Genomic DNA, 13,040 nt, shown 5'->3' with positions numbered 1-13,040 from the left:
CCTTTTCTTTGGTTACTTTCTTTTGGCGAAGCAAAAGAAAGTGACTCGCCCGCCGGGGCGAGACCCGGCCAACGGCCCAACCAGGAAGAGCATCTTCAATTCGACCAAGTCCGCTGGCAAACTGACCGTACCCGACAAGAGCCCGGAGACACGACACCATGTGCAGGAGCATCAAGACCCTCTACAACTTCGAGCCGCCCGCCACCGAGCAGGAGATCCGCGCCGCGGCACTGCAGTTCGTGCGCAAGCTCAGCGGCTTCAACGTGCCCTCGCGCGCCAACGAGGCCGCGTTCGAACGCGCCGTCGAGGAAGTCAGCGCCAGCGCGGCGCGGCTGCTCGAATCGCTGGTGACCACAGCCGGGCCGCGCGACCGCGAAGTGGAGGCCGAGCGCGCCAAGGCCCGCTCGGCGGCGCGCTTCGGCACGCAGCTTTCGTGACCGCAGCCGGCATTCGCGCCTGAGCCCGCCGCGTTCGGCCTTCGCCGCGCACGGTTTTTGCGCCTGCCGCGGCGCAGGGCCAAAAGGCCTTTGGTATCGTGCCTTGCAAGCCGAAACACATTCAAGAAGACGCGGACATCGACCGAATGAGAAAGACCTATATCGGAGGCTGCCACTGTGGCGCCGTGCGCTTCGAAGCCGACATCGACCTGAGCCTGGGCACGCTGCGCTGCAACTGCGCGATCTGCACCCGCACGCGCTTCTGGCCGGCCATCGTCGAACCCGAGGCCTTTCGCCTGCTCGAGGGCGAATCCGAACTCAGCGACCAGATGCTCGACAGCCGCAACAGCCACTACATCGTCTGCAAGCTCTGCGGCGTGCGCTCCTTCGGCGTGGGCCATTCGCCCGAGACCGGCGCCCATGCCTATGGCGTGAACGTGACCTGCCTCGACGACGTCGACCTCGACGACCTGGTCAACTCGCCGCTGCGCTACGTCGATGGCCACCGCGGCACCTGGCACGTGGCGCGCACGGCGATCGATCCCTGACAGACAAACACAACCCCAGGAGACACCCTCATGCCCTTCGAACTCTGGCTCGCTTTCGTGGCCGCCTCGGCCGTGCTGCTGATCATTCCCGGCCCGACCATCCTCACCGTGATCAGCTACTCGATGTCGCATGGCCGCCGCGCCAACGTGCCGCTGGTGGCCGCGGTGGCGCTCGGCGACTCGACCGCGCTGGTGGTGTCGCTGCTGGGCCTGGGCACGCTGCTCGCGGCCTCGGCCTTCTGGTTCAACGCGGTGAAGTGGGTGGGCGGGCTGTACCTGCTGTACCTGGGCATCAAGCTGCTGCGCGCGGGCGTGTCGAGCGCCGAGATCGCGACGCCGGAAGCGCCCGCCTCGCGCTGGCGGCTGTTCGCCAACACCTACCTGGTGACGGCGCTCAACCCCAAGGGCATCGTGTTCTTCGTGGCCTTCCTGCCGCAGTTCATCAGCCAGAAGGCAGAGGTCGCGCCGCAGATGTGGGTGCTGGCGCTGACCTTCGTCGCGATGGCCACGCTCAACGCCACGCTCTACGCGGTGTTCGCGGGCTCGGCACGGCGCCTGCTGTCGTCGCCGCGCGCGCAGCGCCGCTTCAACCTCGGTGGCGGTGCGCTACTGAGCGCGGCGGGCCTGTGGGCGCTGATGGCGCGCCGGCCGGCCTGAGCCGGCCCCTCCATCAGTTGCGGCGCGGATCGCCCGGACGGCTGTCGTAGCGATTGGGCACGCCATCGCCGTCGCGATCGCGGTCGTAGCGGTTCGGCACGCCATCGCGGTCACGGTCGCCATGGCGCGGCGGCGGCGGGCGGTCGTAGCCGGGGGCGACCACGCAGCCGGCCAGCACGGCCGAGGCCGACAGCACGACGGCCAGGGTGGCGAGTCTGTTGTTCTTCATGAGGGTTCTCCTTGGAATGGTTGTGGAACACCGCGGCGGCTGGCCTCTGGGCACCGCAGCGGTAGCGCATTGAAGGCCATGCAGGTCGGGCCCCGGTGTCGCGATGGCTGCGCCGCGGTGAAGTTGTGTGACCGGATGTGGCAGCTGCTGCCGACTGTGAGCGACGCGCCCGGCCCCCGCGTGGCGGTGCGTCCCGCGTCCGCGAGTAGGCGCATGCCGCGCGGCACCGGTTCGAACTTCCGTCTACATCTTTCGGCAGGACGGCAGCCCGACGCGCATGGCCGAGAATGGCGGCCGCTTCCCAGCCCGGCGCATTCCCCGCGCGCACCCCTGCCCTGATGCCGACGCCCACCGCCTTGTTTCCTCCTCCCGCGTTCCCGCGCCTCATGCTGGCGCTCGCCGCGCTGATGCTGACGACGCAGGCCGCATGGGCCGTGCCCGGCTTCGAGGAGGTGAAGCGCGACTTCCGCTCGTCCGACACCGCGGTGCTCGACCGCAACGGCGAACTGCTGCAGCGCGTGCGCACCGACGCCAGCGTGCGACGCGGCCAGTGGACCGCGCTGGCCGACATCTCGCCGGCGCTGCGCACGGCGATGGTGCTCAGCGAGGACCGGCGCTTCTACGAGCACAGCGGCGTCGACTGGCGCGCGGTCTCGGCCGCGGCCTGGGGCAATCTCTGGAACACGCGCACGCGCGGCGCCTCGACCATCACGATGCAGCTCTCGGGCCTGCTCGACGAAGACCTGCGGCGTGGCGGCGGTGGCCGCAGCCTGACGCAGAAGCTCGGCCAGACCGTGGCCGCGGCGCAGCTCGAACGCCAGTGGCGCAAGGACCAGATCCTCGAGGCCTACCTCAACAGCGTGCCGTTCCGCGGCGAGATCGTGGGCATCGACGCGCTCTCGCGCACCCTGTTCGGCAAGGCGCCGAGCGGCCTCGACGCGCGCGAGGCCGCGGTGGCCGCCGCGCTGGTGCGCGCGCCCAATGCGCGGCCGGCCCTGGTGGCGCAGCGCGCCTGCGAGGTGCTGCGCGCCATGGAGCCGCAGCGCAAGGCCGACTGCGAGGCGCTCGACATGTTCACCAGCGCCGCGGTGCAACGGCGCGCCTTCGATGCCAGCGAGGGCATCGCGCCGCATGCCGCGCGGCGCGCGCTGCGCCAGGCGCGCGAGGGCCGCGAGCCCGGGCAGCAAGACACGCAGCCGGGCGAGGCCAAGACGACCGCGAAGGACGCCGGCGACGGCAGCGTGCGCACCACGCTGCGCGCGCCGCTGCAGCGCTTCGCGCTCGGCACCCTGCAGCGCCACCTGCGCGAGCTGCGCGGCCGGCACGTGGAGGACGGCGCGCTGGTGGTGCTCGACAACGCCACCGGCGAGGTGCTGGCCTGGGTCGGTTCCTCGGGGCCGCTGAGCCAGGCGGCCGAGGTCGACGGCGTGACCGCGATGCGCCAGCCGGGCTCGACGCTCAAGCCGCTGCTCTACGGCCAGGCGATCGCCGAGCAGCGGCTCACCGCCGCTTCGCTGATCGAGGACTCGTCGGCGCAGATCAACACCGCGAGCGGCCTCTACATCCCGCAGAACTACGATCGGCGCTTCAAGGGCCCGGTGTCGGCGCGCACCGCGCTCGCGGCCTCGCTCAACGTGCCGGCCGTGCGCACGCTGGTGATGGTGTCGCCCGAATCCTTCGCGCGCGGGCTGCGCGCGGCGGGCCTGCCGCTGCGCGAGAGCGGCGACTACTACGGCTACAGCCTCGCGCTCGGCAGCGCCGAGGTCACGCTGCTGTCGCTGACCAATGCCTACCGCATGCTGGCCAACGGCGGGCGCTACGGCACGACCACCTTGCTGGCGCCGGCCGCGCCGGACAAGTCGAAGAAGACCACCACCGCCGCCGCCGTCACCGCAAAGGCCGCCCCGGCCCCGGTGCTCGACCCGCGCGCCGCCTTCATCGTCGGCGACATCCTGTCCGACCCCAACGCGCGCACCCGCACCTTCGGCCTCGACAGCATCCTCTCGACCCGCTTCTGGAGCGCGGTGAAGACCGGCACCAGCAAGGACATGCGCGACAACTGGGCCGTGGGCTGGTCGCAGCGCTACACGGTCGGCGTGTGGGTCGGCAACGCGAGCGGCGCATCGATGTGGGACGTGAGCGGCACCAGCGGCGCGGCGCCGGTCTGGGCCGAGGTCATGCGCTTCCTGCACGCGCGCGAGCCGAGCCGCGCGCCCACGCCGCCGCCGGGCCTGGTGCGCACGCACATCGACTTCGGCCCCGGTCCCGACGGCAACGCGCTCGAGGCCGCGCGCGACGAATGGTTCGTGCAGGGCACCGAGCAGCCGCTGTTCGCGCTCGCCAACGACCCCGGCGCCGCGGGCTCGGCCAGCGTCGCGCGCATCACGGCACCGGCCGACGGCACGATCATCGCGCTCGACCCCGACATCCCGCCGCTGCGCCAGCGCGTGCGCTTCGAATCGGAAGGCCGCGGCGTGCAGTGGCGCATCGACGGCAAGCACTTCGCGCGCGGCAACAGCGCGCAGTGGCTGCCCTGGCCGGGCCGCCACCTGATCGAGCTGGTCGATGCCGGCGGCAAGGTGGTGGACCAGCGCCGGCTCGAGGTGCGCGGCGCGGGCGTCGTGACGAAGAGCGCCCAGCGATGAGGGCGACGACCCTGAACTTCCGACCCGGCCTGCACCTCTGGCTGTGCCTCGTGCTGCTGTTCGCCGCGGTGTTCGGCGCGCAGGCCAAGCCCGTGCCCGTGCCGGCGATGAAGTCGCGCGTGATCGACCAGAACAAGACGCTCGACGCCGCGCAGGCCGAGGCGCTGCGCGAGCGCATCGCCGACCTCGAGCGCGAGACCCAGGCCCAGCTCGCGGTGCTGATCGTGCCGACCACCGGCGAGGACAGCATCGAGCAGTACGCCACGCGCGTGTTCGCGCAATGGAAGCTCGGGCGCAAGGACGAGGACGACGGCGTGCTGCTGCTGGTGGCGATCCGCGACCGGCGCATGCGCATCGAGGTCGGCCGCGGCCTCGAGGGCCGCATCACCGACATCCAGGCCGCGCGCATCATCGACCAGGAGATGACGCCGCGCTTTCGCGCCGGCGATTTCGACGGCGGCCTGGGTGCCGCGGTCGACGGCATCGCGCAGCTGATCCGCGGCGAGCCGATGGCCATGGCCCAGGAGCTGCCGCTGATCGATCCGGGCGAGCCCGTCGAATCGACGGCGCCCGAGCCGCGCGGATCGCATGTCACGCCCGAGGGCTGGGCCTTCTTCGCCGTGATCGGCTGGTCGGCGCTGGTCGGGCTCTGGCAGAGCCGGCAGAAGAAGAGCGCGGCCGAGCTGCGCACCGACGCCGACTGGCTCGCCCGGCGGCGCGCACGGCAGGCCCGCAGCAGCGCGCGCCGCTCGTCGAAGCGCGCACGCCGCGCGCAGGCCAGCGTCGCGGCCGAGCTGGAAAGCGCCTCGGCCCTTGCCGCGGCCGCGCCCGGCAAGACCCTGCGGCGCTGGCCCTGGACCTTCGGCGCGCTCGCGGTCGCGCCGGTCGCCGCGGCCGCCACGCTCGGCGAGCCGATGTTCGCGATCGCGCTCGCGATGATGCCGGTGCCGATGGGCTTCGGCCTCGGCTACGGCTGCGGCCTGTGGCGCACGATGCGCTTCGTCGTCGCCGGCATCGCGCTGCTGATCGCGGGCGTGGTGATCGCGGGCCAGCAGCTGGGCTGGGAGCGCGTGGGCTGGTCCCTGCTCGGCATGCTGGCGCTGGGCGCGGCCGTGCTGGTCGGCCTGCTGATCGTGACCGGCATGCGCAAGGCCTGGCGCAAGGGCGTGCGCAGCTTCGTCACGCGCTGGATCGTGGTGTGCGTGCTGGTGGGCCTGTTCGTCGGGATGGCGCACGACGAGCTCGATCCGCAGCTGTTCTGGATCGTGCTCGCGGCCGTCACGGTGGTGGCGCTGCTCGTGGCCTTCTTCCCGGCCGATGGCGGCGGGGGTGGCGGGGGCGACCGCGATTACGGCGACAGCGGATGGAGCAGCAGTTCCTCCTCGTCGTCGGATTCCTCGTCGTCGTCCTCGTCGGATTCCGGCGGCTCGAGCAGCGGCGGCGGCGCCTCGGGAAGCTGGTAGCAACACACCACGCCGCGCGCATCGGCTTCCGACATCGTGCCCACGTGCGCAGGGCACCGGGTACTCCCCGCAGCGAAATCAAGGAGGAGGCCGCAGGCCGGGGGACATTCGCGGAGGGGAGTACCCGGTGTCCTGCGCACGCCCCCGAACGCCCCCGCCTCAGCCAAGCCCCTCCCACCAGCAGGCCTACCGAAGCCCCGACACAATTCATCCGATGATTCAATGAATTAGCACCTCATGCTCGCCCAAGCCCCCCGCACTTCCCTGGTCGAAGCCGCCGCCAACGGCATCCGCGCCGAAATCTCCGCCGGCCGCTGGCCCGTCGGCGCGCGCATTCCCATCGAGCCGCAGCTCGCCCAATTGCTCGGCGTGAGCCGCGGCACCGTGCGCGAGGCCGTCAAGACGCTGGTCTCGCGCGGCCTGCTCGAGGTGCGCCAGGGCTCGGGCACCTACGTGCGCTCGGGCTTCGATCCCGGCGCCAGCCTGCAGAAGCTGCGCCTGGCCAGCCTGCTCGATCAGTTCGAGGTGCGCTGCGCGCTCGAGGTGCAGGCCGCGCGGCTGGCCGCGCTGCGCCACACGCCCAAGGACCTGCGCCAGCTCCACGCCCTGCTCGATGGCCGCGGCACGCCCGCGCCCGGCGACGGCGGCGCGGCCTTCATCGAGCGCGACCTCGCCTTCCACCTGGCCATCGTCGACATCGCGGGCAACCTCGCGCTCGCCGAAACCGTGCGCTTCATCGGCGGCTACATCAAGGACACGATCGCCAGCACCATGGGCACGCTGCTGCCCGAGCCCGACGACGCGGCCCACCGCGCGATCGTCGAGGCCATCGCCAGCCGCGACCCCGAGCGCGCCGACGCCGCCGTGCGCGCCTTCATGACGCCCATGATCGCGACGCTCGCCGCCGGCACCGACACCCCCACCGGCGGCCCACGCGCGCCGTCCCGCCCATGACCGCCACCACCCTCCCCACGGCCACCCGCCGCAACGCGCCCGCCGATGCCGATGCCGGCCAGCTGCTGATCGACGCCGAGGTCGACAGCCAGCCCGCGCCGCCGCCCACTCCGGCGCCGAGCCGCGGCCGCCGCATCCTGCTGGGCGCCAGCGTGGTGCTGATCGCCTTCAACCTGCGGCCGGTGTTCTCCAGCCTCTCGGTGGTGCTGCCCGAGATCATCCGTTCCACCGGCCTGTCGGCCACCGCCGCCAGCCTGCTGACCACCCTGCCCGTGCTGTGCCTGGGCCTGTTCGCGCCGCTCGCGCCCGGCCTCGGCCGGCGCTTCGGCACCGAGCGCACGCTGCTGGGCTGCATGGCGCTGATCCTGGTCGGCACGCTGCTGCGCGGCACCGGCCACGTGCCGCTGCTGTTCGTCGCCTCGGCGATCGCCGGCAGCGGCATCGCGGTCGCCAACGTGCTGCTGTCGGGCCTGGTCAAGCGCGACTTCGCCGGGCAGGCGGCGCTGATGATGGGCCTCTACACCATGGCCGTGTGCGGCGGCGCCGCGAGCGCGGCCGGCCTCACGGTGCCGATCGAACATGCGCTGGGCGGCGGCTGGACCGCGGCGCTCGCGGTCTGGGCGCTGCCGGCCGCGCTGGTCACGCTGCTGTGGGCGCCGCAGGCGCTGCCGCTGAAGCCGATCGCCAGCGAAGCCGGCTTCACCGTGCGCGGCCTGTGGCGCGACAAGCTGGCCTGGCAGGTCACCTGCTTCATGGGGCTGCAGTCCGCGCTGGCCTACATCGTCATGGGCTGGCTGGCGCCGATCCTGCGCGAACGCGGACTGGCCAGCGACACCGCGGGCTACGTGGTCTCGGTCTCGGTCATCACGCAGGTCGTGACCTGCCTCGTGATCCCCGCCCTCGCGGTCAGGCTGCGCAACCAGATCGGCCTGGCCGTGGCGCTCGCGCTGCTCACCGTGGCCGCCATGCTGGCCCAGCTGTTCGCGCCGCTCGGCGGCGTATGGGTCTGGGCCGTGCTGCTGGGCATCGCGCAGGGCGGCACCTTCGCGCTGGCGCTCACCATGATCGTGCTGCGCTCGCCCGATTCGCACGTGGCCGCGCACCTGTCGGGCATGGCGCAGGGCGTGGGCTACGTCATCGCGGCCTTCGGTCCGCTGCTGGCCGGGCTGCTGCACGGCTGGACCGGCAGCTTTAGCGCCGCCTCGTGGCTGTTCGTCGCGGTTGGCGTCGCGATGTTGATCGCGGGCATGGGCGCAGGCCGCACCCTGCACGTCAACGCGGTGACCGTTCCGCGCTAGAAGTCCTGGCCGGGCGTGGCGCAGGCGCGACGCGGCGCGCAGTCCGCGCGCGCCTACAACAAGAAGCTCGCGCGTCCGAAGAGCGAGGGGTCCGGAGCATGAGAAACTTCGTGCCATGCCAACGGTCAGACTGCGGCCCCGAGCAGGCACCGCCCCGATCCACCCGCCTCACGGCTTCTCTTCGACGAGCGCACCATGAAGAAACTTGCCGCCCTGGCCTTGCTGGGCCTGATCCAGACCGCCCCCGCGCTGGCCCAGCGCGACATGGACGTCTATGAAGCCGACCGCCGCTACTGTGCGAGCGGCCGTTCGGGCATGGATTTCCACTCCTGCATGGACCGGCTGCGCTTCGATCGCCAGCGCGACCGCGATCGCTGGGAACGCGAACGCTGGGAACGCAGCCGCGACGACCGCGACCGCTGGGAGTACGAGCGCCGCCAGCGCTATGCCGCGCCGCCGCCCCCGCCGGTCTACCGCGAACCGCCGAAGCTCAGCGACATGCAGCAGCGCGCGCTCGACAACTGCGTCCTGCTCGCGCCGCGCGACCAGCCGCGCTGCCGCGCGACCGTGATGTCGACGGTGCGCTGAAGGGTGCCGTTGCGGCAACCCTCCCGCGCGCGGTGACCCCGAGGGGAACCGCGCAGGCCGCCCACGGCGGCCGTGCCGCGCTGCGCAATGCGGCGGACCGGTGCATGATGCGTCGCCGATCCATTTCATGAACGCCTCCTCCGCCCCGCAGGAAGAAGAAGCCGCTGGCTCGCCCGACAGCCCCGCGCTGTCGCGCATGGTGCGCACCGAGCAGATGCTGGCGGTGCGCCGCAGCGTGCTCGCCGCGATCCCGGTCAACCTGGTGCTGAGCCTCACGGTGGCGCTGCTGGCCCACCACTCGGACCTGACCGCGCTCGGCCTGGCCTGGCTGACGCTCTCGCTGGCCGTCAACATCACGCGCATCTTCGTCTGCCGCCGGCCCTTCGTGGCCTCGCCCGGCGCCAACGGCAGCGATCCCGCGGTCGACCACGAGCTGCGCCTGGCCTGGCTGTTCGCGCTGCTGTCGGGCTCGGTCTGGGCGCTGATCCCGATCCTGTGCGAGGGCTACACCTCGCCGCAGACCCTGTTCTACCTGACCGTGGTCTGCGGCATCTGCGCCGGCTCGGTCACCTACGGCATCGCCTACGCGCCGGTGCCGATCAGCTTCATCACGCCCGCGCTCCTCTCGGTGTTCGGCTGCCTGGTCTGGGCCGGCGGCTTCGACCACCTCGCGCTGGCCGCGATGGTGCTGGTCTACCTCGCGGCGCTGGTGCGCGCGGCGCTGCAGAGCGCGCGCGGCTTCCGCGAGGGCAGCCGGCTCAAGAACGAGGCCGTGTCGATGGCCGCGCGCCTGCGCCAGTCGCACACGCTGTCGCTCGAATCGACGCGCCAGCTCGCCTTCCGCGTCGCGCACGACGCGCTCACCGGCCTGCTCAACCGCGAGGGTTTCACACAGGCCTCGAGCCTGCGCATCGATGCCGGCGGCAAGGAGCGCGAGCACGGCCTGCTGATCCTCGGCATCGACGGCTTCAAGGCCGTCAACGACGCCTTCGGCCACAAGATGGGCGACCGCGTGCTGCAGGACGTGGCGCAGTGGCTGCAGCGCGAGCTGGCCGGGCGCGACGCCATCCTGGGGCGCTGGGGCGGCGACGAGTTCGCCGCCCTGTTCATCGCGGAAGACGGCGGCCCCTCGCCCGACCAGGTGGGGCAGGCGCTGATCGAATCGATCGCCTCGGCCACCGCGCAGTACGGCGGCAAGCTGAGCGCGAGCGTGGGCATCTGCGTCGAACGCGGCGTGTCCATCGCCGACATGCTGAGCTCGGCCGACGAGGCGCTGCACGAGGCCAAGCGCGCGGGCCGCAGCCGCTGCCGCCGCTTCGACGAAGCGCTGCGCGAGCGCCTGGTGACGCGGCGCGACGTCGAGCGCGACCTGCCCGGCGCGGTGGCCTCGCGCGCCATCGGCGTCTGGTACCAGCCGATCCTGGCCGACGGCGGCCGCCGGCTGCACAGCCTCGAGGCGCTGCTGCGCTGGCAGCATCCGCGCCACGGCTGGATCCCGCCCGAGGACGTGATCCGCGCGGCCGCGAGCACCGGCCTGGCCGAATCGCTGCTGCGCCACATCCTGGCCGAGGTCTGCGTCGGGCTGCAGGAACTGGCCGCGGCCGACCCGCGCTTCGAGGCCGTGCCGGTGGCGATGAACGTCTCGCCGCGCGAGATGTCGCAGCTCGCGCTCGACCGCATCGTGCTCGGCGAGATCGCGCGCCACGGCATCGCGCCGCACCGCATCCAGATCGAGATCACCGAGGAGATCGCGCTCGACACCTTCGCCGCCAGCGCGCGGCTGCATGCGCTGGCCGACGCGGGCGTGGCGATCGTGGTCGACGACTTCGGCGTCGGCTATTCCTCGCTGGCCTCGCTGCGCAGCAAGTATGTGCGCCAGGTCAAGATCGACCGCAGCTTCATCCTCGGCCTGGCCGCCTCGCCGGGCAACCGCGTGCTGGTCGAGTCGGTGATCCGCCTGGGCCATTCGCTGCGCATCGACGTGGTGGCCGAGGGCGTGGAGACCGGCGAGGAGCTCGAGGCGCTCAACGCGCTCGGCTGCCCGCTGATGCAGGGCTATCACCTGGCGCGGCCGATGCCGCTCGACAAGGTGCTGCCCTGGGCGCAGCGCCTGCCCGGCTGAACTTCAGCCCGACACTGGGCCGCCATGCAGCGGCAGCCGCAAGGTAAGCCCCAGCGGGCCGCCCGCATGCGAGGCCGCATAGAGCCGCCCGCCGAGGCCGGCCGCGATGCGTTCGCAGGCACGCATCGGCGCGACGCCGACGGCGCGCCAGTGCACCACCGCCTGCGCGCCCTCGATGCGCGCATGCACGCGCAGCCCATCGCGCAGCGCGGCCGGCAGCGCCTGCGCGGCGATCTGCGCGAGCAGCTCGCGCAATTCGCTCTCCACCGCCAGCACCGGCACGGCCTGCGGCGGCAGCTCGATAGCGGCGCGCGGCAGCGCCGCGCCGAGCAGCGCGCGCAGGTCGTGCACCGCGCTGCGGCCAAGCCGCTGCAACGCTTCGTCGCGTGCACGCGCCGCGGCCTCGCGCGCCCGCGCCCCGTCGCGCAGGTTCGCGACCAGCAGCGAGCCCATCAGGCCGAAGACGCCCGCGAAGCCGAGCCCGATGACGCTGGCGATGACGAGGCCGAGGTTGCCGGTCTGCATGGATGCGCGCGCCGGTCTCAGCGCGGCGCGCCGGGTCGGTACTCGAGCGCGCCCGAGGGCGTGCGCTCGCATCGGCCCGCGAGCGCGTCGCCGCGCGGACCCGGCGGCACGGGCCGCGCGCCCTCGGGCTCGCCCTCGCACATGTCCCAGGCCGGCAGCGGCATCAGGCGCGCGGTCAGCGGCCCGGGCATCGACAGCCGCGGGGTCATCGGCGGCGGTGGCGGGCCGTAGGCCATGGGTGGCGGCAGCACGATGCAGCCGCCGAGGCTGGCCGCGGCCAGCGCGCCGACCAGGCAGCGGATGTGGAATGTCATGAAAGCTTCTCCTCTTTTCTTCTGCGGCCGCGCGCGGCGCACGCACCCACGCGCCATGCAGTGCGCGCGGGCGCATGCCGGCGTCAGAACGCGTGGCGGATGCCGAAGTCGTAGCCGGTCGAGGACTTGGGCAGGCCGGTGTAGCCCACGCCCGTGGTGCCGTAGCCGGTGGTGCTGGCGGCCGTGAGGCTGCCGGTGTAGGCCGCGTCGTTGCGGTTGCTCACGCGCGCGATGGTGGCGTAGAGCGCGGTGCGCTTCGACAGGTTGTGCACGTAGCCCAGCGCGAGCTTGTTGACGCGCGGGTCCTCGCCGAAGATGCCGGCGGCGCCCTCGTTGTAGCGCACCGTCGAGTACGAGGCGCGGATCAGGCCCGGGCCCACCGGCACGGTGGCGCCGATCAGGTAGCCCTTGTAGCTGTCGTGCGTGTTGGCCAGGCCGGTGTCGAACTTGTTCTGCACGTTCGAGATCTCGCCGAACAGCTTGACCGGGCCGAAGTCGTACGAGGCGCCGAGGTTGACGGTCTGCACCTTGCGCGTGAGCGTGGTGGTGTCGACCGCCACGTTCTGGCCCGCGGCCAGCGCGATGTCGAGCGGCCCGTTGGCATAGCCGAAGCGCCCGCCGACGTAGCGGCCCGCGCTGCTGCTGGTGGCGGTCGTGAGGTCGGTGGCGCTGGTGCGCACGTTCTCGTTCAGGCTGTACTGCACCTGGCCGTAGAAGCCGCCGAGGTTGGGCGGCAGGAAGTACGCGACCATGTTGCTGGCGCGCGTGTAGTTGCTGTTGCCGACGCCCGTGCTGGCGCTCACCGTGCTGATGACGTTGGTGCCCGAGCCGTTGGTGCCGAAGGGATCGAACACGGTGTCGTTCCAGAAGGTGGCCGTGTAGTCGCGGCCCAGCCGCACTTCGCCGAAGCCGCCCGACAGGCTGACGGTGGAGCGCCGGTTGAAGTTGGCGATGCCGGTCGCGCCGTCGTCGTTGGTGATCGGCGCCTCGAGCCAGAAGCTCGCGGCCAGCCCGCCGCCCAGGTCCTCGGTGCCCCTGAAGCCGATGCGGCTGGAGTTGTAGCCCGAGTTGGCCAGGCTCCATTGGCTCTGCTTGCTGGTGATGCCGGTGATCGCGTTGCGCGAGGTGGCCGACTGGTAGCTCACGCCGGCGTCGATGACGCCGAACAGGGTGACGGACGATTGGGCGCAGGCCAGGCCGGTGACGGTCAGCGCGGCCAGGGCCGTGAGGGATTTCTTCATTCAGGTTTCTCCGGTTTCG

Annotated in this window: 13 protein-coding genes; 9 read left to right on the top strand and 4 right to left on the bottom strand. The window is 72.2% G+C overall.

The annotated features are described in order from the left end of the window. Positions 1 to 158: 158 nt before the first annotated feature. From AC07RM_RS38265 to AC07RM_RS38255, 3 genes are all read left to right on the top strand, one after another. On the top strand, positions 159 to 437 hold the full coding sequence (locus tag AC07RM_RS38265) for a DUF2277 domain-containing protein (protein WP_296776490.1): 279 nt from the start codon (positions 159 to 161) through the stop codon (positions 435 to 437). Between the two features lie 146 nt (positions 438 to 583). Continuing rightward, on the top strand, positions 584 to 985 hold the full coding sequence (locus tag AC07RM_RS38260; protein WP_093348512.1) for a GFA family protein: 402 nt from the start codon (positions 584 to 586) through the stop codon (positions 983 to 985). A gap of 30 nt (positions 986 to 1,015) precedes the next feature. Continuing rightward, positions 1,016 to 1,642 (top strand): LysE family translocator, encoded by a 627-nt coding sequence (locus tag AC07RM_RS38255; RefSeq protein WP_093348510.1) that lies wholly within the window; start codon positions 1,016 to 1,018, stop codon positions 1,640 to 1,642. Positions 1,643 to 1,655: 13 nt separating this feature from the next. Here the strand turns inward: AC07RM_RS38255 and AC07RM_RS38250 are convergent, their stop codons facing one another. Continuing rightward, a complete protein-coding gene (locus tag AC07RM_RS38250) occupies positions 1,656 to 1,871 on the bottom strand; it encodes a hypothetical protein (protein ID WP_093348507.1) in 216 nt (71 codons plus the stop codon). Positions 1,872 to 2,209: 338 nt separating this feature from the next. Here AC07RM_RS38250 and pbpC point away from each other — a divergent pair, with 338 nt between their 5' ends. From pbpC to AC07RM_RS38220, 6 genes are all read left to right on the top strand, one after another. Then, the gene (gene pbpC, locus AC07RM_RS38245) at positions 2,210 to 4,516 is read left to right on the top strand and encodes a penicillin-binding protein 1C (protein ID WP_495337787.1); all 2,307 of its coding nucleotides are present in this window, start codon (positions 2,210 to 2,212) and stop codon (positions 4,514 to 4,516) included. Continuing rightward, positions 4,513 to 5,979 (top strand): TPM domain-containing protein, encoded by a 1,467-nt coding sequence (locus AC07RM_RS38240; RefSeq protein ID WP_495337786.1) that lies wholly within the window; start codon positions 4,513 to 4,515, stop codon positions 5,977 to 5,979. Before pbpC ends, AC07RM_RS38240 begins: the two co-directional genes overlap by 4 nt. 237 nt (positions 5,980 to 6,216) lie before the next feature. Continuing rightward, entirely contained in the window at positions 6,217 to 6,933 is a 717-nt protein-coding gene (locus tag AC07RM_RS38235) for a FadR/GntR family transcriptional regulator (protein ID WP_208512496.1), read from the top strand. Beyond that, positions 6,930 to 8,231, top strand: coding sequence for a CynX/NimT family MFS transporter (locus AC07RM_RS38230; RefSeq protein WP_495337785.1), 1,302 nt, complete (start codon positions 6,930 to 6,932; stop codon positions 8,229 to 8,231). Before AC07RM_RS38235 ends, AC07RM_RS38230 begins: the two co-directional genes overlap by 4 nt. A 195-nt stretch (positions 8,232 to 8,426) precedes the next feature. Beyond that, complete coding sequence (locus AC07RM_RS38225; protein ID WP_093348498.1) at positions 8,427 to 8,819, top strand: hypothetical protein; 393 nt, start codon at positions 8,427 to 8,429, stop codon at positions 8,817 to 8,819. A gap of 127 nt (positions 8,820 to 8,946) precedes the next feature. Further along, complete coding sequence (locus tag AC07RM_RS38220; protein ID WP_495337784.1) at positions 8,947 to 10,941, top strand: putative bifunctional diguanylate cyclase/phosphodiesterase; 1,995 nt, start codon at positions 8,947 to 8,949, stop codon at positions 10,939 to 10,941. Positions 10,942 to 10,944: 3 nt separating this feature from the next. Here the strand turns inward: AC07RM_RS38220 and AC07RM_RS38215 are convergent, their stop codons facing one another. The 3 genes from AC07RM_RS38215 to AC07RM_RS38205 all read right to left on the bottom strand — a co-directional run bounded on the left by AC07RM_RS38215 (position 10,945) and on the right by AC07RM_RS38205 (position 13,021). Then, positions 10,945 to 11,466: an ATP-binding protein gene (locus tag AC07RM_RS38215; RefSeq protein WP_495337783.1), complete on the bottom strand. Its 522-nt coding sequence runs from the start codon at positions 11,464 to 11,466 to the stop codon at positions 10,945 to 10,947. A 17-nt stretch (positions 11,467 to 11,483) separates the two neighbouring features. After that, complete coding sequence (locus AC07RM_RS38210; protein ID WP_495337782.1) at positions 11,484 to 11,780, bottom strand: hypothetical protein; 297 nt, start codon at positions 11,778 to 11,780, stop codon at positions 11,484 to 11,486. 83 nt (positions 11,781 to 11,863) lie between these two features. Beyond that, a complete protein-coding gene (locus AC07RM_RS38205) occupies positions 11,864 to 13,021 on the bottom strand; it encodes a porin (protein WP_495337781.1) in 1,158 nt (385 codons plus the stop codon). Positions 13,022 to 13,040 lie beyond the last annotated feature (19 nt).

This window comes from Variovorax sp. GW821-FHT09B05, from assembly GCF_059418265.1.
Note: the sequence above shows the minus strand (reverse complement) of the source record. Positions and strands in the feature narration are given on the sequence as shown.